Raw genomic sequence first — 23,992 nt, 5'->3', positions numbered from 1 at the left:
GGGCATATTCGGCCTGCGGACCGGGCCGAATGCCCTTAGCCGCTGAGCTTCCCGTTGACTTGACCCGCACACGCGGCTTTCTACAACCCCATGATCGAGAAAAATTACCAGCCCGCCGATATCGAAGCCCGCATGTCCGTGGTGTGGGAGGACAGCCTTGCCTTCAAGGCCGGCCGCCCTGATCGCCGTGACGCCGTGCCGTTTACCATCGTGATCCCGCCGCCGAACGTGACGGGCTCGCTGCACATGGGCCACGCCCTCAACAACACGCTGCAGGACATCCTCTGCCGGTTCGAGCGCATGCGCGGCCGCGATGTGCTGTGGCAGCCCGGCACCGATCATGCCGGCATCGCCACCCAGATGGTGGTCGAGCGGCAGCTGATGGAACGGCAGCAGCCCGGCCGCCGCGAGATGGGCCGCGAGAAATTCCTGGAGCGGGTCTGGCAGTGGAAGGCCGAGAGCGGCGACACCATCATCAACCAGCTCAAGCGCCTCGGCGCTTCCTGCGACTGGTCGCGCGAACGCTTCACCATGGACGAGGGGCTCTCGAAGGCCGTCGTCAAGGTGTTCGTCGAGCTGCACCGCGACGGCCTGATCTACAAGGACAAGCGGCTGGTGAACTGGGACACCAAGCTGCTCACCGCGATCTCCGATCTCGAAGTGCAGCAGACCGAGGTGAAGGGTCACCTCTGGTATCTGCGCTACCCGATCGAAGCCAAGACCTTCAACCCCGAGGATCCCTCGAGCTTCATCGTCGTCGCCACCACGCGCCCCGAGACCATGCTCGGCGATACCGGCGTGGCCGTGCATCCCGAGGATGAGCGCTATCAGAAGCTGGTCGGCAAAAACGTCATCCTGCCGCTGGTCGGCCGCAAGATTGCGATCGTCGCCGACGATTATTCCGATCCGGAGAAGGGCTCGGGCGCGGTCAAGGTGACGCCGGCGCACGACTTCAACGACTTCGATGTCGGCAATCGCCACGGCCTGCGCCGCATCAGCGTAATCGACCGGGAAGGTTGTCTCGATCTCGTCGGCAACGAGGACTATCTGCGCGATCTGCCGGAAGGCGCCTCGCAATTCGCCGAGGAATTCCACCGGGTCGACCGCTTCGCCGCGCGCAAGCGCATCGTCGAGCGGCTGGAGAGCTTCGGCTTCGTCGAGCGGATCGAGCCGCACACCCACATGGTGCCGCATGGCGACCGCTCGGGCAGCGTGATCGAGCCGTACCTGACCGACCAATGGTATGTCGACGCCAAGACGCTCGCGAAACCGGCGATCGCGGCGGTGCGTTCGGGCGAAACCTCGTTCGTACCGAAAAACTGGGAGAAGACCTATTTCGACTGGATGGAGAACATCCAGCCCTGGTGCATCTCGCGCCAGCTCTGGTGGGGCCACCAGATCCCGGCCTGGTACGGGCCTGACGGCAAGGTGTTCGTCGCCGAGACCGAGGAGGAGGCGATCAGCCACGCCCTCGGCTATTACGTCGAGCAGGAGGTCATCACGGCCGAGCAGGGCCGCGAGATGGCGCTCGACCGCAACAAGCGCGAAGGCTTCATCACGCGCGACGAGGACGTGCTCGACACCTGGTTCTCCTCGGCGCTGTGGCCGTTCTCGACGCTCGGCTGGCCCGAAGACGCCCCCGAGGTGCAGCGCTACTACCCGACCAATGCGCTGGTGACCGGCTTCGACATCATCTTCTTCTGGGTCGCCCGCATGATGATGATGGGCCTGCACTTCATGAAGGAGGTGCCGTTCTCGACGATCTACATCCACGCCCTCGTCCGCGACGAGAAGGGCGCCAAGATGTCGAAGTCGAAGGGCAACGTCATCGATCCGCTCAACCTGATCGACGAATACGGCGCGGACGCGCTGCGCTTCACGCTGGCCGCGATGGCGGCGCAGGGGCGCGACATCAAGCTCGCCACCAGCCGCGTCGAGGGCTACCGCAATTTCGCGACCAAGCTCTGGAACGCCTGCCGCTTCGCGGAAATGAACCACTGCGCCGTGCCTGACGGTTTCGAGCCGGCGAAGGCGAAGGAGACGCTGAACCGCTGGATCGCACATGAGAGCGCGCACACCACGCGCGAGGTGACCGAGGCCATTGAAGCCTATCGCTTCAACGATGCGGCCGGCGCGATCTACCGCTTTGTCTGGAACGTCTATTGCGACTGGTATCTCGAGCTCGCAAAGCCCGTGCTGCTTGGCCCGGACAGTCCCGCCAAGGACGAGACCCGCGCCATGGTCGCCTGGGCGCGCGACGGGATCCTGAAGCTGCTGCACCCCTTCATGCCCTTCATCACCGAGGAGCTTTGGGAGGTGACGGCCAAGCGTGACGGCCTGCTCGCATTGGCGCAATGGCCGCTGAAGCAGGCCGAGCCGACGCCCGAGCAGCTTGCGATGCTGGCTGCGACGACGGGGGCGACCGATCCGCTCGTCTCGCCGGCCTGGGTGCTGCCGATCTTCGACCATGCCGACTTCACCGATCCCAAGGCTGAGGCCGAGATCGGCTGGGTGATCGACCTCGTCACGCAGATCCGGTCGGTGCGCGCCGAGATGAACATCCCGCCGGCGACGCTGACCGCGTTGGTGCTCGTGGGCGCCTCGACTGAAACCAAGGAGCGCGCGCCGCGCTGGACCGACGTGGTCAAGCGCATGGCGCGGCTGTCGGAGATTTCTTTCGCCGACCGTGCTCCTGACGGCGCGGTTCAACTGCTGGTGCGCGGCGAAGTGGCCGCGCTGCCGCTCAAGGGCGTGATCGACGTCGCCGCCGAGCGCACGCGCCTCGACAAGGAGATCGCCAAGGCCGACGCCGACATCAAGCGCGCCGAGTCGAAGCTCGCGAACGAGAAATTCGTCGCCAACGCGGCCGAGGAGGTCGTCGAGGAGGAGCGCGAGAAGCGCGAGGCCGCGCTGGCCCGCAAGACCAAGCTGCTCGAGGCGCTGGAGCGGTTGAAGCAGGCGACGTAAGCCTATTTCGGAAACGGCTTGCTGAGAAACTTCGAGCCCCTGACGCCATAGCGCCAGGGCAGCTCGACCGCCTTGGTGATTCCGATGCGGATGCCGGTGGCGACCTCGACATCCTCCGTTCGCGCATGCAGTGCGATCGGCGGGCGGTCCAGCGGCAGAGTGTTGTGGGCGATGGTGATGCCGAGCGCCTCGGTCAACTTGCCCGGGCCCGAGCACAGCGCGTGCAGGTCCTGGAGATGACGACGGCGGCGCATGGCCGCTAAGCCATGCGTCGGCTCCAGCGCGCGGATCAGCACGGCGCTGGCCGAGCCTTCCTCCTCGCAGACGAAATTGACGCACCAATGGATGCCGTATGAGCGGTAGACATAGGCAAAGCCGGGCGGGCCGAACATGATCTGGTTCCGCGGCGTCGGGCCGTTGTAGGAGTGCGCCGCGGGCTCGGTATGATGATAGGCCTCGACCTCGACGATGGTCCCGCCGACGCCGTCGACCAGCATGGTGGCACCGATCAGGTCGTACGCGACCTCGCGGACGTCGCGGTCGAAAAAGGCCCGCTTCAGGGCCTTGCCGAGCCGAGGGGGTGAGGTCTTCGAGACTGGAGCCATTCGAGGTGAGAATCGCTTGAGAACAGAGCAGGATATTGCCCATATCTGCCATGTTCCCTGAAGCGGGGCGAGCCGGGTTGCGATGCACGGCTAGACCGACTAGGTAGGACCTGAACAGACCGGACACCCCATGGTCGTTATTGTCGATACCCTCACGAACCCGTTGCGCCCGCGCCACCCCGAAAAGGTGAACCGGCCAGATTCCGTTTCCCCGCCGAAGCCGGACTGGATCCGCGTGCGCGCGCCGACCACCCGCGGCTATGCCGACACCCGCAACATCGTGCAATCCAACGGCTTGCACACGGTGTGCGAGGAAGCGGGCTGCCCGAACATCGGCGAGTGCTGGGACAAGAAGCACGCCACCTTCATGATCATGGGTGACACCTGCACCCGGGCCTGCGCCTTCTGCAACGTCAAGACCGGCCTGCCGAATGCGCTGGATGCGGCCGAGCCGCAGCATGTGGCCGAGGCGACGGCCAAGCTCGGCCTTGCCCATGTCGTCGTCACCTCGGTCGATCGCGATGACCTCGCTGATGGCGGCGCCGAGCATTTTGCTCAGACCATCCGCGCGATCCGCGCCGCGTGTCCCTCGACCACGATCGAGATCCTGACACCGGACTTCCTGCGCAAGGAGGGGGCGCTCGAAATCGTCGCGGCCGCCAAGCCCGACGTCTTCAACCACAATCTCGAAACCGTGCCGTCGCGCTATCTCACGGTGCGGCCGGGCGCGCGCTATTTCCATTCGATGCGGCTGCTGCAGCGGGTCAAGGAGCTCGATCCCACCATCTTCACCAAATCCGGCATCATGGTCGGCCTCGGCGAGGAGCGCCACGAGGTGCAGCAGGTGATGGACGATCTGCGCTCCGCCGACGTCGATTTCCTGACCATCGGCCAGTATCTGCAGCCGACCCGCAAGCACCACGCGGTGATGCGCTATGTGCCGCCGGACGAGTTTTCGTCCTATGAGAAGATCGCCTACACCAAGGGTTTCCTGATGGTGTCCGCGAGCCCGCTGACCCGGTCGTCGCATCATGCCGGCGAGGATTTTGCGAGACTGAAGGCCGCGCGGGCAGCTAGCGCCCGCTGAACCGCCATCTGAGTCACCATGCCCAAATTTTCGAGCAAGCGCCGTGTCAATCACAGCGCATCCGAGATGTTCGATCTGGTCGCCGACGTCGAGCGCTACCCGGAATTCGTGCCGCTGTGCAGCGCGCTGAAGGTGCGCCAGCGGATGGCCAAGCCCGACGGCACCGAGGTGCTGGTGGCCGACATGACGGTGTCGTTCAAGCTGGTCAAGGAATCCTTCACCAGCCGCGTGACGCTCGACCGCGCGAACTTGAAGATTCTCGTCGAGTATCTGCAAGGTCCCTTCAGTAATCTGGAAAACCGCTGGACGTTCGAGCCCAAGGGTGAGGGCGTCTGCGACGTCGGTTTCTTCCTGTCCTACGAATTCAAGAGCCGCATGCTGGCGCTCCTGATGGGCTCGATGTTCGATGCCGCCTTCGCGCGGTTCTCGGCCGCGTTCGAAAAGCGTGCGGATGCGATCTACGGGCGGCCGAAGCTGGCGTCGACGTAGGATACTCTCTCCACCGTCATTGCGAGGAGCTCTTGCGACGAAGCAATCCAAAATCCCTCCGCGGAAGGATTCTGGATTGCTTCGCTGCGCTCGCAATGACGGCGGAGAGGCCGGTGCGCCGCCCCCTCAATCCACCGCCTTCACGACATCCGGCGGCTGTGAGGCGTAATACGCCGCGGCCTGCTCGATCTCCTGCGGTGTCATCGCGCGCGCGATGTTGCGCATCTGCTGGCTGATGTCGTTGCGGCGCTCTCCGGAGGCGAAGGCCTGGAGCTGCGCCTTCATGTACGCTTCCGATTGGCCCTCCAGCCATGGGCTGCCGGTCTTGTTGTCGAGACTACCATGGCAGGAGCCGCAGGGCGCGATGCCGCGCATCGGCGCGCCGTAGATCACGATGTTCGGCTTCGGCAGTTGCGGTGTTGGATGATAGGCCGGAAGCCGCGGCAGATAGGCGTAATAGTTCGAGAGATCGGCGATCTCCTGGTCGGTCAAATTGACCGCGAATGGCGACATCACGGCATTGGTGCGCGCCGCCGAGCGGAAATCGTGCAGCTGCTTGTAGATCACGGCGGCATATTGCCCGGCGAGATTGGGCGAATCCGCGCGGCTGACGCCGGTCGGGCCGTGGCAGATCGCGCAGCGCTGCGCCAGCGTCGCCCCGCGACCGATCGCCTCCTGGCTCGGGCGTGACAGGGTGTGCGAGGTGAGCACGACCTCGGACAGGCGCTTGGTCTGCTCAGGCGCGGTGACGGTTGCCGCGCGCTGCGGCACGCCGGCGGCGCTGCAGATCGCGTCCCAGACGCCCGCGAACTGCACCCAGGGCTGCGCGTAGGGCAGCACGAGGAAGCCGGCAATCGCAGTCACAATCAGGATCGCGGCGGTGACGCCGACGCCGAGCCTGAAATGGCTGTTGCGGAGGGTGAAGAGGTCGCGCGTGCTCATCACTGCGCTCCCACATAGACGGCCGGCACCGACGTCCCCGAGCTCAGCGCCAGGTTCAGGATCGGATAGCCGTAATTGGTGAGGGTGAGGGCGATCATCAGCGCCACCCATAGCGCATGGGTATTGAGCGCGACCGGTACCGTCTTCGGTTCGTGCACGGCGAGCGCAAAGCGATAGGGCCCGGCGTCAACCTGCAGCGCGCGCATGCCGCGCGCGAGGATGACGATGAACATGATGCCCGAGGCCAGCAGGATGAAGCCGCCGATCGCCGAGAAGGTGACCGAGAGCGCCTGTGGCGCGATCGCGGGATCGCCGAAGTCGAAATAGGCCATGCGGCGCGGCATGCCCAGGATGCCGACCCAGTGCCACGGGAACGTGGTGACGATCATGCCGATGAACCACAACCAGAGCTGGGTGCGGATCAGGCGGAGGTCGATCAGCTCGCGCCCGGTCAAATGCGGCCACAGATCGTAAGCGATCGCGAAATACATGATCACGATGGCGCCGCCGAAGATCAGGTGGAAATGGCCGGTGATCCACTGCGTGTTGTGAATGGAAGCATCGAGCTGGTAGCTCATGTTGATGAGGCCGCCGGCACCGCCGAAGCCCAGCATGACGAAGGAGAACGCCAGCGCCAGCATCATCGGATTGTCCCAGGGCAGGGCCTTGATCCAGCCGAACATCCCGCGGCCGCCGCGTAGCCGCGCGGCGATCTCGACCGAGGCGCAGATCGTGAACACGGTCAGCAGCGTCGGCAACGCCACCAGCGCGGTGAAGGCCGAATGGATGAACTTGAAGCCGGCACCGACCTGCGGATCGGCGAAGGTGTGATGCATGCCGATCGGCATCGCCACCACCAGGAACAGGATGAAGGAGATCCGCGCCATGCTGTCGGAATAGACTCGGCCGCCGATCGCGCGCGGCACGATGGTGTAATAGGCGATGTAGGTCGGCATCAGCCAAAAATAGACGATGGCGTGCAGCGTCCAGGAGAAGAACACGCGCGCCAAGCCGGCATCGATCGTCGCCTTCAGCCCCGCCGCGGCGGGAATGATCTGCAGCAGCAGCTCGAGCGCGGCACCGACCGCGGTCCAGGCCCACAAGTAAGAGCCCGCGACATTGGCGAACATCGCGAGCGGCACCGGCGCGCCGGGATTGGCCTTGCGCCAGACCCGCAGATTGATCGACATCAGCGCGACCCAGATCCAGGAACCGACCACGACCAGGACCACGCCGAGATAGTAGAAGACGTTGCCGATCAGCGGCGGATAGAAGGTGTAGAGCACCGAGGCGCGCCCCAGCGCGATCGGGATGACCGCCATGACACTGCCGATCACGATCAGCCAGAAGCCGGCCCAGGCCCAGCGCACGCCGACCAGGCGCTGCTGCAGGGCGGACTCGCTGATGGCATAGCCGAAGCCCATCGCGACCAGCGTCGGGAACACGTAGCCCATCACCGTGCCGTGTGCGGTCAGCGAGCGGTAATAGAGCTCAGGGTTGGACAGCCAGGTGCCGATCGGACTGCGGATGAACATCTGCCAGGCGCCGAGCGTCAGCGCGATGCCGAACACCACAAAGGCCAGCCAGAAATGGGCGAGGATGAGCTTCCTATTGACCAACACAGCTCAGCCTCCCGCCACCCTTTGCGCGGTTCGCAAAGTCGGTCTTGTCGATCACCTTGACCTTGCCCCACATACCCTCGTGACCGAAGGAGCAGAACTCCTGGCAGGGCATCAGATAGTCGCCTGTCTTCGAAAAGCGCATCAGCTGCTCGGAAATGTAGCCGGGCACCAGCATGGTGTTGACGTTGGTGCTCTGGATCAGGATGCCGTGCACGACGTCGGCGCTCGTGGCGCGCAGCGTGATCGGCGTGTCCACGGGCACCACGATGCAGGCCGGCGTGAAGGAATATTGCTGGCCGATCGCGTGCACCGTGACATTGCCGTTGGCCTCCAGCACGCTGCCGAGATTGCTCTCGACGAATTCTCCGGACAGATGCAGCCGCGAGGGATCGGTGATCTCGACGCGCGGTTGCGGCATGGTCGCGCGATGGATGCCGGCGAAAGCCGCAAGCCCCGCCATCACCACGATGATGATCACCGCGATCGTGGCCCAGCGCCGCTCGACGCGGGCCGCAACCTCGGCGCTGGCGCTGCCGTGGGTGTCCTGTGCGGTCATTGCAGCGGTCCGCGCGGCAGGAAGACAAACAGATAGAAGGCGAACCACATCGCGACGACGCAGGCCGTGGCGATGCCGGCGAGCACGATCGCGCCGGAGGGGCCTTGCGCCACGACCTCCTCGACGGCCTGGTCGGCGGCGGCTGGGCTGGTGGGGGGATCGGAATTGATCATGCGATGTCTCAGTTCAGCGGCGCGGAACGCAGCTCGTTGGCCTCGCGCGCCGAGACCGGCGTGCCGCGATTGCCCCAGGCCGTGCGGATGTAGGAGACGACGGCGGCGATCTCGTTGTCGGACAGCAGACCCGCGAAGGGCGGCATGCCGTAGGGCATCGGATTGCCTTTGGTCCCCGGCGGATAGCCGCCATTGAGCACCATGCGGATCGGATTGACCGCCGACTGCATCTCGATCGACTGGTTGTTGGCGAGCGGTGGCCAGTGCGGCGGCTTGCCTTCGCCTTGCGTGCCGTGACAGCTCGCGCACTGCTTATCGTAGACGGTCTTGCCGAGGCTGATCAGCAGGCTGCTCTCCGTGGTCGGCAGCGTCGAGCTCGCCGGCGGCGGAGGCGAGGGCTCCGCAATGCCCTTGAGATACACCGCCATGGCGCGCGTGTCCTCGTCGCTCAGATACTGCAGGCTGTTGTGAACCACTTCCGCCATCGGGCCGTAGACCACGCCGCGCATGGAGACGCCGGTCTGCAGCAGATCGGTGATGTCCTTGATGCTCCAGTCGCCAAGCCCGGCCTCGCGGTTTGACGTCAGCGACGGCGCGTACCAGTTCTGCATCGGAATCAGGCCGCCCTTGAAGGCGTCCGATTGCGACGTGCCACCGAGCGCGTTAATTGGCGAATGGCACATGCCGCAATGGCCGAGGCCCTCGACCAGATACGCGCCGCGATTCCATTCGGCGGATTTCTTCGGGTCGGGCTTGAACTCGCCTTCGCTGAAGAACAGCGTGCGCCAGCCGAGGATGAGCTGGCGGTTGTCATAGGGAAAGCGCAGCTCATGCGGCTTGTTCTTCTGGCTCACCTGCGGAATCGAGCGCAAATAGGCGTAGATCGCGTCGCTGTCGGCGCGCGTGACCTTGGTGTAGGAGGCGAACGGCATCGCCGGATAGATCAGCCCGCCGTCGGGGAAGCGGCCCGAGTGCATCGTCTTGTAGAAATCGTCCGCGCTCCATTTGCCGATCCCGGTCTCCGTATCGGGCGTGATGTTGGAGGTGTAGAGCGTGCCGAACGGCGTCGGCATGGCGCGGCCGCCGGCGAACAGGCGGCCCTCCGGCGCGGTGTGGCAGGCGGTGCAGTCGCCGGCACGGGCGAGATACTCGCCGCGCGCGATGATGTCGCTGCTTTTGTCCTGAGCCTGCGCGACGGTCGTCAGCGCAACCAGGGCCAGGAGTGTGATCGACAGTTTCGAGCCCATCATCCGCCTCGTCAGTTGGGCTGGCTGCCGCACGCGAGTGGCAGTGCGTAGCTGCCTTTCGGGACGGGGGCCGGATTCGTGGGCGCGGACCGCGTTGCGAGCCAGGCGGAGACCGCGGTGACGTCGGCCTCGGTCAGGTGTCCGGCAATGAGCTGCATGCAATCGGGCGATTTCGCCGTGCGCGTGCCGTAGCGCCAGGCGCCGAGCTGGGCGCTGATGTAATTGGCGCGAAGGCCGAGCAGGCCGGGGATGCCGGGCTGCATGCCTGCCAGCGCCGGACCGTGACAGCTGACGCAGGCCGGAATGTTGCGGCTGGCATCGCCCCTTGTGGCGAGCAACTCGCCCTGCGCAAGCACCTCCTTGCTGACGTCGCTCGGCGCCGGCTGCGGCAGCGGCGGATGCTCGCCGGCGAAATACTCCGCCATCGCCTCCAGATAGGGATCAGGCAGAAACTCCAGCAAATAGTTCATCGGCGGATATTTGCGCCGGCCGCTGCGAAAGGCGAGGAGCTGGTTGTAGAGATAGCCGGCCGGTTTGCCGGCGAGGCGCGGGAAATAGACGTCACTGGTTCCTTCGCCCTTGTTGCCGTGACAGGGCGTGCAGGCTTCGACCCGCGCCGCCATCGTGTCGGGCGGCTGATTGGCCGTTTGCGCGGCCGCACCATCAATGGCGGCCAAGGTGATGATCACAGCGACTGACGCCGCGGCGCGAGCGAACACTTTCGTCGCCCTCCATAAGGCTGGTCCGGTTGATTCCGGACCACAAGGTAGAGCGACTTTATTGCGGCCGTATATTGTTGCGCAAGCTCGGACGTGCGCAATGAAGTTTGGTCGCGCCGTCGGCATCGCCATCCGATCGGATTCGACAAGATTTGCGTGTTTTTTGAAAACTGCACATAACGCAGTAGCCTCGCGACAGTTCCTGTCCGAGTCTTGCATCGTCAAATCACCCTCTTTTGTCAGAGGGCGCAGGGAAGACCGGATGCCGGCTGGCACCCGCGGTCCACTGTGCGAAACCTGCGTGTCAAGAAACTGCACAGCGGCATACAGGTGAAGCCCAACAGCCGGCCTTCCCTGCGCAGTGGTTTGACGGCTTATGCCGAGCTCTCCCCGGGGAGCGATGCACTATTGCCCCCGTCGCCTTGCAGATGACTGATGCGCGTGCCCGGTCGGGCCGCCACATCACCACAAGACTTGACGCACAGACCCCGGGCGTCAGGACCACACGGTTTTGCCGTACGCATGTCACATCGGTCGTGTGCGCGAAGGCGCCTTGCTCACGGTTGCCGCCCTGCAATGCCTCTCGCGCCGATGTGACGTGTGTCCACCGCAGCTCACCCCACGTTTCGTGACGATCGCGATACGCCCCTCTGGCCGGGGTGAGGTGGGAGGAGGATGCGATAAATCAGAAATTCTGTAAAGGCGAATATTTTTATCGGTCTGCCTTGCCCTACGGCTGGCGTGTTTTGCCCGCCGGGTAACGCAAGAGATTGTGCGCCGTAGGGCGGATTAGCCGAAGGCGTAATCCGCCATCCTGGTCGCCGCGGCGAGAGATGCGGCGGATTACGCTTCGCTAATCCGCCCTACGCGCGGTGTTCCCTTCGGATCATTTCGCGTCGCAGCGAGTTCTCTCCGGATTGTCCGGGTTGGAGCCGCTATGACCGTCAATTTCGACACGCTGAAAGCCTCGCTCGTCCTGTATGGCCTGAACGGGATCTACGCGATTCTGCTGCTCGCGATCGGCTGGTATCTGTCCGGCGCCATGCAACGGTTCGTCACGCGCCTGTTGAGCGTCACGCACCGCGTCGACCCGCTCGTCACCTTGTTCGTGGGCAGTCTGGCGCGCTACGGCGTGCTGGCCGTGGTCGGCATCGCCGTGCTTCAGCTGTTCGGCATCCAGACCGCGAGCCTCGTCGCCGTGCTGGGCGCGACATCGCTCGCCATCGGTCTCGCCTTGCAAGGAACGCTCTCCAATCTCGCCGCCGGCGTGATGCTGCTGTTGTTCCGGCCCTTTCACGTCGGCGACGACGTCGAGGTGGCCGGCAAGGCGGGGAAGGTGAAGTCGCTGTCGCTGTTCATGACCGAGCTGGTTGCGCCCGACAACACGCAGATCCTGTTGCCGAACGGACAGGTGTGGGGCGCGGCCATCGTCAATCACAGTGCTTACCCCGGCACGGGCGAGATCAAGGTGGCGTTTCCGGTCCCGGCGGGCGCGGCCAATGCGATGGCCGATCGCATCCTGAAGGAATTGCGCAACGACTCGCGCATCGACGATCACGCGCAACCTGCCGTTTCCGTCACCAAGGTTCTCGATGTCGCCAATCCTGCGGCGCCGATCCTGGAGTTGACGGTCAGTGCGAAAGCAAAGCCGTGGCAAGCTGACGCGGTCAAGCAGTGCGTGCTCGATCACGCAAGCGCGCTGCTCGCAGCCGCATGAGGTGCTTCAGCCCCGCGGCGACCGAGGCGGCCTGCGCTTCACCACATGCCGGCGCGGCGAGCGGGTCGCGCGCGGGCGCAGGCGCGTTGCGGCGGCACGCGGCTTGGTCTGGGCTTGCGGACCGCGGGCGAGATCCATCAGCATGCGCAGCGCCTCGACGACGGAGCGCTGACGCACGGCGGTGCGGCCGATCGCGCCGAAGCGGTGCTCGCGGTGGATGATCCGGCCGTCGCGGGCCGCTGCGGCGAAGTGGACGAGACCGACCGGCTTGCCCGGCGTCGCGCCGCCGGGGCCGGCAATGCCTGTGATGGCGACGGCGAGATCGACGCCGGCGCGCTCCAGTGCGCCGATCGCCATCGCGGTTGCGGTTTCCTTGCTGACGGCGCCGAAATGGGCGAGCGTGCCGGCTTCGACGCCGAGCATCGCGCGCTTGGCATCGTTGGAATAGGTGACGAAACCGCGGTCGATCACGTCGGACGAGCCGGGGATGTCGGTCAGCGCGCCGGCGACGAGGCCGCCGGTGCAGGACTCAGCGGTTGCGATCGTCAGCTTGCGCATCCGGCACAGATCGAGCAGCGAGCGGGAGAGGGCGCGTGCGTCGCTGCCGCCCATGGCCTAGACGCCCCAGGGAAGACGGATGGTGGCGCTCGCGGTGGCCGCGATGCCTTCCTCGCGGCCGGTGAAGCCGAGCCGCTCGCTGGTGGTCGCCTTGACCGCGACGCGGGAGATGTCGACGCCGGAGATCTCGGCGATGCGCGCGCGCATCACGTCGCGGAGCGGGCCGATCTTCGGCCGCTCGCAGATCATGGTGACCTCGAGATTGGCGACGCGGCCGCCGCGCGCCGTGACGCGCTCGATGGCGTATTTCAGGAACTGGTCGGAGGAGGCGCCCTTCCACTTCGCATCGCTCGGCGGGAAGTGCGATCCGATGTCGCCGTCGGCGAGCGCACCGAGGATGGCGTCGACCAGCGCATGCAGGCCGACATCCCCGTCGGAATGGGCGAGAAACCCCTTGGTATGCGGCACGCGCACGCCGCAGAGCATGAGATGGTCGCCTTCGCCGAAGGCGTGCACGTCGTAGCCGGTGCCGGTCCTGATATCGCCGAGCTGGGCAGCCAGGCGTGCTTCCTCGCGCACGAAATCCTCGGGAGTGGTGAGCTTCATGTTGGCAACATCGCCTTCAAAGGTTGCGACCGTCAATCCCGCCCATTCGGCAATCGCGGCATCGTCGGTAAAATCTGAGCGCCCGTCCTTCGCCGCGCGACGATGCGCCTCGAGGATGACGTCGAAACGAAAGGATTGCGGCGTCTGCGCGATCCGCAAGCGCACCCGGTCCGGCGTATCCTCGACATTGCCGCTCGCGCCGGTGACCTTGATGGTGTCGGTGACGGGGACGACGGGGATCGCGGCGCCGGTGCGGCTCGCCGCCTCGATCGCGCGCGAGATCACGCCGGCCGAGACGAAGGGCCGGGCCGCGTCGTGGATCAGCACGATGTCCGGCTTGTGTTTGGCGAGCGCTTCGAGGCCGGCGAGCACGGAGGCCTGACGGGTGGCGCCGCCGCTGGTCGGCGGCTCATGCTTCAATCCGGCGACCGCGGCCGTGAACATGGTGCTGTCGTCGGGGTTCACCACCGGCTGCACCGCGAACACATCCGCGTGGCGGCTGAAGGCTTCCATGGCGCGATAGATCACGGGCACGCCGCCGATCACGCGATATTGCTTCGGCCCCCCGGCGCCTGCACGCAGTCCACGCCCGGCTGCGACGAGAACGACTGCGGTGCGCTGTGATTTCGCCATAGGACTCGAATACTCAGTTGGTGATGGAGAGTCGGGGAGTGGGGTGATTGCCGCATGCCTCTAGCACGGCAGGCCCGCAAAAAAAGGGGGTTTCCCCGGATTGTTGGAAACAGCATTTTGCTGCACTGCACTTGAAAGATTTGCAGAATTGTCTAAACTGTAGGCATGACGCTTGACTGCACAAGAATTGTGCGCAAGATAGGTCATGTCAGGCGCGATGAGGCCCTGCCCAGTCGACGAGACCCCTGTGACCGGTTCGACAGTATCCGGCTCTAAGCCGTTGAAAATAGGCGATATTGATGTCGCCAACCCGGTCTTCCTGGCGCCGATGTCGGGGGTGACTGACTCGCCTGTCCGCAAGCTGGCCGCAGAGCTCGGGGCGGGTCTCGTCGTGTCCGAAATGACCGCCAGCGATGAGCTCGCCAACGGCCACCGGATGTCCCGGTTGCGCTGCGAAGCTACTGGAATTGGCCCGCACGTGGTCCAGCTCGCCGGCTGTGAGGCGCATTGGATGGCCGAAGGCGCTAGGATCGCCGAGGCCGAAGGCGCTGACATCATCGACATCAACATGGGCTGTCCGGCCCGCCACGTCACCGGCGGCCAGTCCGGCTCGGCCCTGATGCGCGACCTCGACCACGCCGTCAGCCTGATCGATGCCACCATCGCCGCGGTGCAGGTGCCGGTGACGCTGAAGATGCGGCTCGGCTGGGACGACCGCAGCCGCAACGCGCCGGAACTGGCGCGGCGCGCAGAGGCATCCGGCGTCAAGCTCGTCACGGTCCATGGCCGCACGCGCAGCCAGTTCTACAAGGGCGAGGCCGATTGGGATGCGATCCGCGCCGTGCGCGAGGCCATCGCCATTCCGCTCGTCGTCAACGGCGACATCACCTCCTACGAGCGGGCGCTCGCGGCACTCGAGGCCTCCGGCGCCGACGCCGTGATGATCGGCCGCGGCGCGAACGGCCAGCCCTGGCTGCCCGGCCAGATCGGCCGCCGCCTCAAGGGCGGGGCCGAGGAAGCTGTGCCCTCGCTCGAAACCCAGCTGCATTATGTCCGCACGCTCTATGAGGGCGTCTGCGCGCTCTATGGTCTCCGCGTCGGACTGAAGCATGCCCGCAAGCATCTCGGCTGGGCGCTCGATGTTGCGGCAGAGGCCAGCCGTGCGCCGGCCGAAAAGCTGAAGGCCTGGCGCCAGAATATCCTCACCTCGGAGGATCCGCGCCTCGTCCACCAGTCGCTGCAGGATGCCTTTGACGACTTCGCATGGAGCGCTGCTGCATGAGCTCAGCCGCTGACCATCGCCAGCCCGCCGACAGCGACGCGATCCTGGATGCGCTTCCCAATCCCGTGCTGATGATCGGGCCCGACGGCAAGATCGTCGCCGCCAACATCGCCACCGAGGCCTTCTTCGAGATCTCGACGCAATTCCTGAAGCGGCAGTCGCTGAAGGAGCTGGTGCCGTTCGGCAGCCCCTTGCTGGCGCTGATCGACCAGGTGCGCTCGTCGAACTCGCCGGTCAACGAATACAAGGTCGATCTCGGCACGCCGCGCATGGGCGGCGACCGCCAGGTCGATCTGCACGTCGCCCCGCTGACCGAGCGGCCCGGCCATATCGTGGTGATGCTGCAGGAGCGCTCCATCGCCGACAAGATGGACCGCCAGCTCACCCATCGCAGCGCGGCGCGCTCGGTGATCGCACTCGCCGCGATGCTGGCGCACGAGATCAAGAACCCGCTCTCCGGCATCCGCGGCGCGGCGCAACTGCTGGAGCAGCAGGCCTCGTCGGAAGACCGCATGCTGACGCGCCTGATCTGCGACGAGGCCGACCGCATCGTGACGCTGGTCGACCGCATGGAGGTGTTCGGCGACGAGCGTCCCGTGGTGCGTGGTCCCGTCAACATCCATTCGGTGCTCGACCACGTGAAGCGGCTGGCGCAGTCCGGCTTTGCCCGCAACATCCGCTTCATCGAGGATTACGATCCCTCGCTGCCGCCGGTGCTGGCGAACCAGGATCAGTTGATCCAGGTGTTCCTCAATCTGGTGAAGAACGCCGCCGAAGCCCTGATCGACGTGCCCGACGCGGAGATCCAGCTCACCACCGCGTTCCGCCCCGGCGTGCGCCTGTCAGTCCCCGGTCAAAAATCCCGGGTATCGTTGCCTCTCGAATTCTGCGTGAAGGACAACGGACCAGGCGTGCCGGACGATCTTCTGCCCAACCTGTTCGACCCCTTCGTGACCACCAAGCAGACCGGCTCGGGCCTGGGTCTTGCGCTGGTCGCCAAGATCGTCGGCGATCACGGGGGCATCATCGAATGCGAATCTCAGCCGCGCAAGACCACCTTCCGCGTGCTGATGCCGATGTATTCCACATCGGTGAAACATGCCGATCAAAGCAGTCGCGCCGACTCTGCCGGGAAGTCGTCGCCTGTGTCACAGGGGGCGAAATGAGGATTAACGATGCCCGCAGGTAGCATTCTCGTAGCTGATGACGACACCGCCATCCGCACTGTTCTCAATCAGGCACTGTCCCGCGCGGGTTACGAAGTGCGGCTGACCGGCAATGCCGCGACGCTGTGGCGCTGGGTCAGCCAGGGGGAGGGCGATCTCGTCATCACCGACGTGGTGATGCCCGACGAGAACGCGTTCGACCTGCTGCCGCGGATCAAGAAGATGCGGCCGAATCTGCCGGTCATCGTCATGAGCGCGCAGAACACCTTCATGACGGCGATCCGCGCCTCCGAGCGCGGGGCCTATGAATATCTGCCAAAGCCGTTCGACCTGAAGGAGCTGATCGCCATCGTCGGCCGCGCGCTCGCGGAGCCGAAGGAGCGCGTCTCGACGCCTGACGAGGACGCCGAGATGGAGGCGATCCCGCTGGTCGGCCGCTCGCCGGCGATGCAGGAAATCTACCGCGTGCTGGCGCGTCTGATGCAGACCGATCTCACCGTGATGATCACGGGCGAGTCCGGTACCGGCAAGGAGCTGGTGGCGCGCGCGCTGCACGATTACGGCAAGCGCCGCAACGGCCCGTTCGTCGCCGTCAACATGGCCGCGATCCCGCGTGACCTCATCGAGTCCGAATTGTTCGGTCATGAGCGCGGCGCCTTCACCGGCGCCAACACCCGCGCCTCCGGCCGGTTCGAGCAGGCCGAGGGCGGCACGCTGTTCCTGGACGAGATCGGCGACATGCCGATGGAGGCGCAGACGCGCTTGCTGCGCGTGCTGCAGCAGGGCGAGTACACCACCGTCGGCGGCCGCACCCCGATCAAGACGGACGTGCGCATCGTCGCGGCCTCCAACAAGGATCTGCGCGTCCTGATCCAGCAAGGCCTGTTCCGGGAAGACCTGTTCTTCCGCCTCAACGTCGTGCCGCTGCGGCTGCCGCCGCTCCGCGAACGCATCGAGGACCTTCCCGATCTGATCCGCCACTTCTTTGCGCTGGCAGAGAAGGACGGGCTGCCGCCGAAGAAGCTCGACGCGCTGGCGTTGGAGCGGCTGAAGCAGCACCGCTGGCCCGGCAACGTGCGCGAGCTGGAAAACCTCGCCCGGCGTCTCGCCGCGCTCTATCCGCAGGACGTGATCACGGCATCCGTCATCGACGGCGAGCTCGCGCCGCCCTCGGTCAGCCCAGGCGCCGCGGTCCAGCAGGGCGTCGACAATCTCGGCGGCGCGGTGGAAGCGTATCTGTCCTCACACTTCCAGGGCTTCCCGAACGGCGTGCCGCCGCCGGGCCTCTATCACCGCATCCTCAAGGAGATCGAGGTGCCGCTGCTCACGGCCGCGCTGGCGGCCACCCGCGGCAACCAGATCCGCGCCGCCGACCTGCTCGGCCTCAACCGCAACACGTTGCGGAAGAAGATCCGGGATCTCGACATCCAGGTCTACAGGAGCGGGGGCTAGTCTTCGCGGACGCCGGCGGTGGCTCAGCTCCCCCTACCAAAGCGGAGCTGAGCCTGTCCGGATCGCGCTGGCCGTTGTGGCTGACGCGGTGAGCAGAAGTCGGGACGGGGCGCAAATGTTCCGCCAGATCCATCCAATTGATCGACGGGCCGCATGGCGCGGCGTCGCACCTAGCGGACCAGGCGGCCCGATGCTGGCATCAGGCTGGCGACATTCGCCGGCGGCTCCTGCAGGTCGGGGCCATTGACCAGCAGGTCAGAGGCCACGATCAGCAGCAGGACGGCCGAGACCATGATCGCGAGAAAAAATCTATCCATGCCGGGTCAAGCCGGGACGGCGGGAGTCCGTTCCCCCTAATCCGCCATTGACCTGTGGATGTGGCGCTCCGCCCCGCTGTAGACGCCTCGCAATTGTCGCAATTCGGCAACAATGTGGTACGAATACATCAGTATCCGCGCGCCCGCGGACCCGTTTTCAGCACCACCATTGCCGGAATGACCAGCGCAGATACCTCGGCCGCACACTTTGACACGGCCCCAGCGGATGAGCCCCGGCGTTGGTCGGCACGGCGCTGGCTGGCGCCGTTTGCCGTGGTGCTGGCGCTGCTCTCGGCTTTCCTGACCTTCCTGGTTCTGACCGGCCTTACCACGATCGAGCCGACGCCGGCGGTGGTCCGCTCGATCTACCTGACCAACGCGGCCACGATCCTGCTGCTGGTGGGCATCATCATCCGCGAGCTCTGGCAGCTGATCCTGGCGCGGCGGCGGGGCAGGGCAGCGGCGCGCCTCCATGTCCAGATCGTCAGCCTGTTCTCGATCGTGGCGGTGCTGCCGGCGGTGCTGGTCGCCGTCGTCGCCAACGTCACCATCGAGCGCGGCCTCGACCGGCTTTTCTCCGGGCCGACCAGGGAGGTGATCCAGAACTCGCTGACGATCGCGCGGGCCTATATGCAGGATCATGCCCAGCTGATCCGTGGCGACATTCTCGGCATGGCGAACGACATCGCGCATGCAAGGCCGCTCTACGACCAGGATCGCCGCTCGTTTCGTGAGCTGCTCACCGCCAGCGCCGGCTCGCGCAATCTGCCGGGCGCGATGATCATCGACAAGAACACCAACATCCTGGAATCCGCCGACACCGGCATGCGGCTCGCTTATTCGCCGCCCGCGCCCGACTTCCTCAGCAACGTCAACGAGAACGAGCCTGAGATCGCGGTGCTGCCGGACGCGAGCTTCGTCGCTGCGGTGATCCGGTTGCGCGCGTTCAACGACACCTTCCTCTATGTCGCCCGCCCCCTCGATCCGAATGTCGTCAATCAGCTCAAGCAGACCGAGGTCAGCGTCGCCGAATATGCCCAGATCGAGTCGCGTCGGCTCGGTATCCAGGTCGCCTTCGCGCTGATGTTTGCCGTGATCGCGCTGACCATCCTGATGGCCTCGGTGCTGATCGGCCTCAACTTCGCCAACTCGCTGGTCTCGCCGATCCGGCGGCTGATGAACGCGGCCCACACGGTCTCGACCGGCGATCTCCACGTCCAGGTGCCCGTGCACCAGTCGGAAGGCGATCTCGCCCAGCTTGGCCAGACCTTCAACAAGATGACGCAGGAATTGCGCAGCCAGCGCGACGAGCTCGTCAATGCCAGCGATCTCATCGACAGCCGCCGCCGCTTCATCGAGGCCGTGCTGTCCTCGGCGAGCGCAGGCATCATCGGCGTCGATGCCTCCGGCAGCGTCGGCATATTGAACCGCTCGGCCGAGAAGCTGATCGGTCACGCCGAATCCGAGACGCTCGGCCACCCGCTCTCCGACGTGCTGCCCGAGCTCGACGAGATGATGAAGGCGGCGCGGGAAGGCACCCAGCGCCTGGTGCAGGGCCAGATCACGATCACCCGCGACGGGCAGGAGCGCAATCTGTCGGTCCGGGTCAGCGCCGAGAAGAACCAGCCGCACGACAGCTACATCATCACGCTCGACGACATCACCGAGCTGGTTTCGGCGCAGCGCACCTCGGCCTGGGGCGACGTGGCGCGGCGCATCGCCCACGAGATCAAGAATCCCCTGACGCCGATCCAGCTCTCGGCCGAGCGGATCCGCCGCAAGTTCGGCAAGGACATCACCGAGGCCAAGGACAAGCAGATCTTCGAACAGTGCACCGACACCATCGTGCGCCAGGTCGACGACATCAGGCGCATGGTCGACGAGTTCTCGCGCTTCGCCCGCATGCCGAAACCGGTGATGGAGGGCGAGGACGTCGCCGACGCCGTGCGGCAGGCGGTGTTCCTGATGAAGGTCGCCCATCCCGAGATCGATATCGAGGCCGATTTCAAGCAGGACCCGCTCCGGGCCCAGTTCGACCGGCGGCTGATCTCCCAGGCGGTCACCAACATCGTCAAGAACGCCACCGAGGCGATCGAGCAGGTTCCGGCGGAAGAGCTCGGCAAAGGCCGTATCGATGTCGTAGTCTCCCGCGAGGGCGATGACGTGCTGATCGACGTGATCGACAACGGCATCGGCCTGCCCAAGGTCGCGCGCTCGCGGCTGCTCGAACCCTACGTCACGACCCGGGCCAAGGGCACCGGCCTTGGTCTTGCGATCGTCGGCCGCGTGCTGGAAGACCATGGCGGACGCATCGAGCTGAAAGATGCCTCCGAATTCCGCGAGGGCCAGCGCGGTGCCTGGATGCGGATGCGCTTTGCGATCTCCGGGCAGCCGGCGAAGGCCGACGGAGCCGAGCAGGCGCGCGCGGCCACGGAAATCGCCAAAGCGGCGACGGAGCCGGCGAAAGACGCGGCGCCGGAAACAAAAGAGCCGGCGCTCGAAACCAAAGAGCCCGCTGAAAAGACCAATGATTCACCGAAAATCGAAGCCCCCACAGGCAGCTGACAAGACAGGCGCGACCCATGGCAAGTGAAATTCTGATTGTCGATGATGAGGCCGATATTCGGGATCTCGTTGCGGGCATTCTCGAGGACGAGGGTTTCGTCACGCGAACTGCGCGCGACAGCGACTCCGCGCTGGCTGAAATTGCCAACCGCAGGCCGCATTTGGTGTTCCTCGACATCTGGCTGCAGGGCTCCAAGCTCGATGGCTTGCAGCTGCTGGAGCAGGTCAAGAAGGACAATGCCGATTTGCCGGTCGTGATGATCTCGGGCCACGGCAATATCGAGACCGCGGTCGCGGCGATCAAGCGCGGCGCCTACGACTTCATCGAGAAGCCGTTCAAGGCCGACCGTTTGATCCTGGTCGCGACCAGAGCGCTCGAGAACTCGCGGCTCAAGCGTGAGGTCAAGGAGCTCAAGCAGCTCGCGCCGAGCGCCAGCCAGCTCGTCGGCCGCTCGCCCAGCATGAACCAGCTGCGCCAGACCATCGAGCGCGCGGCCAAGGCGAACAGCCGCATCCTGATCGTCGGCCCCGCCGGCGCCGGCAAGGAGCTGACCGCACGAACGCTGCACACGGCCTCGGGCCGCGCCGACGGCCCGTTCGTCGTCATCAACGCCGCTGCGATCACGCCCGAGCGGATGGAGCACGAGCTGTTCGGCGTCGAGCAGTCCAACGGCGAGCACGCGCGCAAGCCGGGCGCGCTCGAAGAGGCCCATGGCGGCACGCTGTTCATCGACGAGATCGCGGACATGCCGCGCGAGACCCAGAACAAGATCCTGCGCGTGCTGGTGGAGCAGTCATTCCAGCGCGTCGGCGGCACGGCCAAGGTGCAGGTCGACGTGCGCATCATCTCGTCGACCGCGCGCAATCTCGAAGAAGAGATCGCGGCCGGCCACTTCCGCGAGGATCTCTATCACCGGCTTTCGGTGGTGCCGATCCGCGTGCCCGCGCTCTCGGAACGGCGCGAGGACATCCCGGAATTGATCGACTATTTCATGGAGCAGATCTCGGCCGGCAGCGGTCTGCCCAAGCGGCAGATCGGGCAGGACGCGATGGCGGTGCTGCAATCGCATGTCTGGCCGGGCAATGTGCGCCAGCTCCGCAACAACGTTGAGAGAGTCATGATTCTGGCGGCGGGCGGGCCCGAGGTCATCATCACGGCCGACATGCTGCCGCAGGACGTCGGCTCCATGGTGCCGGCGATGCCGACCAGCAACAACGGCGAGCACATCATGGGCCTGCCGCTGCGTGAGGCACGCGAAGTGTTCGAGCGCGACTATTTGATTGCACAGATCAGCCGTTTTTCAGGAAATATTTCTCGCACGGCCGAGTTCGTTGGCATGGAACGGTCGGCGCTGCATCGAAAGCTGAAGGCGCTCGGTGTCGGCTAACGCCGAGTGCTGTGTTTACGGCTCTGGGATAGGTCAGGAAAATCATCGATTTCCGTAGTTTTTCGGGGCAATAGGACGTGCCTTGCCGCGTGAAGCGGCTTGCCTAATAGGTCCACCTGTCCTCTAATCGCACAGCTGTTCCTTCCGAGGGGGATCTCATGAGGGAACGGCAACCGGGAGAGGCCCCGAACCTCACAAAGAGGGTCGCAACCGGCGCAATAAAAAGAAACTCAAAGCGAGAAAAAAACAATGGCGGCAGACCGCGCACAAAACCTGCAGGACACCTTCCTTAATCACGTTCGCAAAACCAAGACGCCACTGACGATCTTTCTGGTCAACGGAGTGAAGCTCCAGGGCATCGTGACCTGGTTCGACAATTTCTGTTTGCTGCTTCGGCGCGACGGTCATTCGCAGCTCGTCTACAAGCATGCGATCTCGACCATCATGCCGGGTGCTCCGATCCAGCTGTTCGAAGGCGGCGAGGATCAGCCGGCTTGAGAGTGATCTGATTGGAACCCCGGAATTTCGACGGGGATGCCGACCGTCCGCGGTCGGCAGGGGCTAAGCAAACGGGGCGGGTGCTTGTCATCGGCCCCTACTTGCGTGTGCGCGCGGGCGGTGCCGACGCGCAATCAGAGAGTCATGTTCAGCGCGACGCCGAGGCCCGGCTCGATGAAGCCGCGGGCCTCGCGCGTGCGATCGATCTCGTCGTTGCCGACGCCATCATCGCGCCGGTCAGCCAGATCCGCCCCGCCACCTATATCGGCAAGGGCAAGGTCGAGGAGATCGCCGGCCTGATCAAGACCCTCGATGTCGAGCTGGTTGTGATGGATTGCGCGCTGGCGCCGATCCAGCAGCGCAATCTCGAAAAAGAACTGCACGCCAAGGTGCTGGACCGCACCGGGCTCATTCTGGAGATCTTCGGCCGCCGCGCCAAGACCAAGGAGGGCTCGCTCCAGGTCGAGCTCGCCCATCTCAACTATCAGCGCTCGCGCCTGGTGCGCTCATGGACCCATCTGGAGCGCCAGCGCGGCGGCTTCGGTTTCATGGGCGGCCCCGGTGAGACGCAGATCGAAGCAGACCGCCGCCTGATCCAGGAGCGCATCTCCAAGCTCGAGAGCGAACTGAAGAAGGTGCAGGCGACGCGGCGGCTGCATCGCGCGGGCCGTCAGCGCGTGCCGTACCGCGTCGTTGCGCTGGTGGGCTACACCAATGCCGGCAAGTCGACGCTGTTCAACCGCCTGACCCGCGCCGACGTGCAGGCGGCCGACATGCTGTTCGCGACGCTCGATCCCACCTTGCGCGCGCTCAACCTGCCGCATGGCGGCAAGGCGATGCTGTCGGATACGGTCGGTTTCATCTCCAATCTGCCGACGCAACTCGTTGCCGCCTTCCGTGCCACGCTGGAGGAGGTGCTGGAAGCCGACGTCATTCTCCACGTGCGCGACATCTCGCATGAAGATGCCGAGGCCCAGCAGAGCGACGTCGACGCAGTGCTGCGCCAACTCGGCATCAACCCAGACGACTCCGGCCGCATCATCGAGGTCTGGAACAAGATCGACCGTTACGATGCCGAGCAGCGCGAAGAGCTCTTGAACATCGCCGCACGCCGGCCGGAGGATCATCCGGCCATGCTGGTCTCGGCGGTGTCGGGCGAGGGCGTCGACGCATTGCTCGCCGCGATCGAGGAACGCCTTGCCGCAAAGCGCACCACCCTCGACCTCTCCATCGACGCCGCCGACGGCGCCGGCATCAGCTGGCTGCATCGCAATGCCGAGGTGCTGTCGAAAGAGCTGCACGACGGCCGCTTCGACATGACCGTGCGCGTGGACGAGACCAAGCGGGACATCGTGGTGTCGAGGTTCGATGCCGTGCCGCGCCTGTCGGCCTGAGCTACGATC

General features: G+C 65.3%; 21 protein-coding genes. 11 read left to right on the top strand and 10 right to left on the bottom strand.

Features of this window, described 5'->3' with window-relative positions; translation table 11 throughout:
* Positions 1-90: 90 nt before the first annotated feature.
* Entirely contained in the window at positions 91-2,967 is a 2,877-nt protein-coding gene (locus tag AC0WRY_RS17745) for a valine--tRNA ligase (RefSeq protein ID WP_194402121.1), read from the top strand.
* 2 nt (positions 2,968-2,969) lie between these two features.
* Here the strand turns inward: AC0WRY_RS17745 and AC0WRY_RS17740 are convergent, their stop codons facing one another.
* Positions 2,970-3,572 (bottom strand): DNA-3-methyladenine glycosylase, encoded by a 603-nt coding sequence (locus AC0WRY_RS17740; RefSeq protein ID WP_194402120.1) that lies wholly within the window; start codon positions 3,570-3,572, stop codon positions 2,970-2,972.
* A 130-nt stretch (positions 3,573-3,702) separates the two neighbouring features.
* On the opposite strand from AC0WRY_RS17740, the gene lipA reads away from it, so the two are divergent.
* The gene (gene lipA / locus AC0WRY_RS17735) at positions 3,703-4,659 is read left to right on the top strand and encodes a lipoyl synthase (RefSeq protein WP_194402119.1); all 957 of its coding nucleotides are present in this window, start codon (positions 3,703-3,705) and stop codon (positions 4,657-4,659) included.
* A gap of 18 nt (positions 4,660-4,677) precedes the next feature.
* Positions 4,678-5,148, top strand: a complete 471-nt coding sequence (locus AC0WRY_RS17730) for a type II toxin-antitoxin system RatA family toxin (RefSeq protein ID WP_491120180.1) — start codon at positions 4,678-4,680, stop codon at positions 5,146-5,148.
* 126 nt (positions 5,149-5,274) lie between these two features.
* Here AC0WRY_RS17730 and AC0WRY_RS17725 read toward each other — a convergent pair whose 3' ends face one another.
* From AC0WRY_RS17725 to AC0WRY_RS17700, 6 genes are read right to left on the bottom strand one after another with little or no spacing between them, the layout of a single operon-like run.
* Positions 5,275-6,090 (bottom strand): c-type cytochrome, encoded by an 816-nt coding sequence (locus tag AC0WRY_RS17725; protein WP_194402117.1) that lies wholly within the window; start codon positions 6,088-6,090, stop codon positions 5,275-5,277.
* Complete coding sequence (locus AC0WRY_RS17720) at positions 6,090-7,712, bottom strand: b(o/a)3-type cytochrome-c oxidase subunit 1 (RefSeq protein WP_194402116.1); 1,623 nt, start codon at positions 7,710-7,712, stop codon at positions 6,090-6,092. The genes AC0WRY_RS17725 and AC0WRY_RS17720 overlap by 1 nt, the downstream gene beginning before the upstream one ends.
* Positions 7,699-8,268: a cupredoxin domain-containing protein gene (locus tag AC0WRY_RS17715; RefSeq protein WP_194402115.1), complete on the bottom strand. Its 570-nt coding sequence runs from the start codon at positions 8,266-8,268 to the stop codon at positions 7,699-7,701. The genes AC0WRY_RS17720 and AC0WRY_RS17715 overlap by 14 nt, the downstream gene beginning before the upstream one ends.
* On the bottom strand, positions 8,265-8,441 hold the full coding sequence (locus AC0WRY_RS17710; RefSeq protein WP_194402114.1) for a hypothetical protein: 177 nt from the start codon (positions 8,439-8,441) through the stop codon (positions 8,265-8,267). The genes AC0WRY_RS17715 and AC0WRY_RS17710 overlap by 4 nt, the downstream gene beginning before the upstream one ends.
* Before the next feature lie 8 nt (positions 8,442-8,449).
* On the bottom strand, positions 8,450-9,688 hold the full coding sequence (locus AC0WRY_RS17705) for a cytochrome c (protein WP_194402113.1): 1,239 nt from the start codon (positions 9,686-9,688) through the stop codon (positions 8,450-8,452).
* Between the two features lie 11 nt (positions 9,689-9,699).
* Positions 9,700-10,407, bottom strand: coding sequence for a c-type cytochrome (locus AC0WRY_RS17700; protein WP_194402112.1), 708 nt, complete (start codon positions 10,405-10,407; stop codon positions 9,700-9,702).
* 937 nt (positions 10,408-11,344) lie between these two features.
* Between AC0WRY_RS17700 and AC0WRY_RS17695 the strand changes: the two genes are divergently transcribed.
* Positions 11,345-12,124, top strand: coding sequence for a mechanosensitive ion channel family protein (locus AC0WRY_RS17695; protein ID WP_194402111.1), 780 nt, complete (start codon positions 11,345-11,347; stop codon positions 12,122-12,124).
* A 6-nt stretch (positions 12,125-12,130) separates the two neighbouring features.
* Here AC0WRY_RS17695 and AC0WRY_RS17690 read toward each other — a convergent pair whose 3' ends face one another.
* Both AC0WRY_RS17690 and AC0WRY_RS17685 read right to left on the bottom strand, forming a co-directional pair.
* The gene (locus AC0WRY_RS17690) at positions 12,131-12,736 is read right to left on the bottom strand and encodes a CinA family protein (RefSeq protein ID WP_194402110.1); all 606 of its coding nucleotides are present in this window, start codon (positions 12,734-12,736) and stop codon (positions 12,131-12,133) included.
* Positions 12,737-12,739: 3 nt separating this feature from the next.
* Positions 12,740-13,921, bottom strand: a complete 1,182-nt coding sequence (locus AC0WRY_RS17685) for a bifunctional 2-C-methyl-D-erythritol 4-phosphate cytidylyltransferase/2-C-methyl-D-erythritol 2,4-cyclodiphosphate synthase (protein ID WP_194402109.1) — start codon at positions 13,919-13,921, stop codon at positions 12,740-12,742.
* 280 nt (positions 13,922-14,201) lie between these two features.
* On the opposite strand from AC0WRY_RS17685, the gene dusB reads away from it, so the two are divergent.
* The 3 genes from dusB to ntrC are packed head-to-tail and all read left to right on the top strand — an operon-like array spanning position 14,202 to position 17,821.
* Complete coding sequence (gene dusB / locus AC0WRY_RS17680) at positions 14,202-15,203, top strand: tRNA dihydrouridine synthase DusB (RefSeq protein WP_194408305.1); 1,002 nt, start codon at positions 14,202-14,204, stop codon at positions 15,201-15,203.
* Positions 15,200-16,369: a two-component system sensor histidine kinase NtrB gene (locus tag AC0WRY_RS17675; RefSeq protein WP_194402108.1), complete on the top strand. Its 1,170-nt coding sequence runs from the start codon at positions 15,200-15,202 to the stop codon at positions 16,367-16,369. Before dusB ends, AC0WRY_RS17675 begins: the two co-directional genes overlap by 4 nt.
* Positions 16,370-16,378: 9 nt before the next feature.
* Positions 16,379-17,821: a nitrogen regulation protein NR(I) gene (ntrC, locus tag AC0WRY_RS17670; RefSeq protein ID WP_097662565.1), complete on the top strand. Its 1,443-nt coding sequence runs from the start codon at positions 16,379-16,381 to the stop codon at positions 17,819-17,821.
* Positions 17,822-17,991: 170 nt separating this feature from the next.
* Here the strand turns inward: ntrC and AC0WRY_RS17665 are convergent, their stop codons facing one another.
* Positions 17,992-18,138 (bottom strand): hypothetical protein, encoded by a 147-nt coding sequence (locus AC0WRY_RS17665; RefSeq protein ID WP_194408500.1) that lies wholly within the window; start codon positions 18,136-18,138, stop codon positions 17,992-17,994.
* Positions 18,139-18,315: 177 nt separating this feature from the next.
* Here AC0WRY_RS17665 and AC0WRY_RS17660 point away from each other — a divergent pair, with 177 nt between their 5' ends.
* The 4 genes from AC0WRY_RS17660 to hflX all read left to right on the top strand — a co-directional run bounded on the left by AC0WRY_RS17660 (position 18,316) and on the right by hflX (position 23,983).
* Complete coding sequence (locus AC0WRY_RS17660) at positions 18,316-20,703, top strand: sensor histidine kinase (protein ID WP_194402107.1); 2,388 nt, start codon at positions 18,316-18,318, stop codon at positions 20,701-20,703.
* A 17-nt stretch (positions 20,704-20,720) separates the two neighbouring features.
* Entirely contained in the window at positions 20,721-22,091 is a 1,371-nt protein-coding gene (ntrX, locus tag AC0WRY_RS17655) for a nitrogen assimilation response regulator NtrX (protein ID WP_194402106.1), read from the top strand.
* 249 nt (positions 22,092-22,340) lie between these two features.
* Positions 22,341-22,589, top strand: a complete 249-nt coding sequence (hfq, locus tag AC0WRY_RS17650) for an RNA chaperone Hfq (protein ID WP_007591126.1) — start codon at positions 22,341-22,343, stop codon at positions 22,587-22,589.
* An 11-nt stretch (positions 22,590-22,600) separates the two neighbouring features.
* Positions 22,601-23,983 carry a GTPase HflX gene (hflX, locus tag AC0WRY_RS17645; protein WP_194402105.1) on the top strand — a complete coding sequence of 461 codons (1,383 nt, stop codon included), beginning with the start codon at positions 22,601-22,603 and terminating at the stop codon, positions 23,981-23,983.
* The last annotated feature ends 9 nt before the right edge of the window (positions 23,984-23,992 follow it).

The sequence above is a fragment of the Bradyrhizobium sp. T-12 genome (assembly GCF_058314695.1).
The sequence above is the reverse complement of the archived record's forward strand: the minus strand, read 5'-3'. Positions and strand labels throughout refer to the sequence as shown.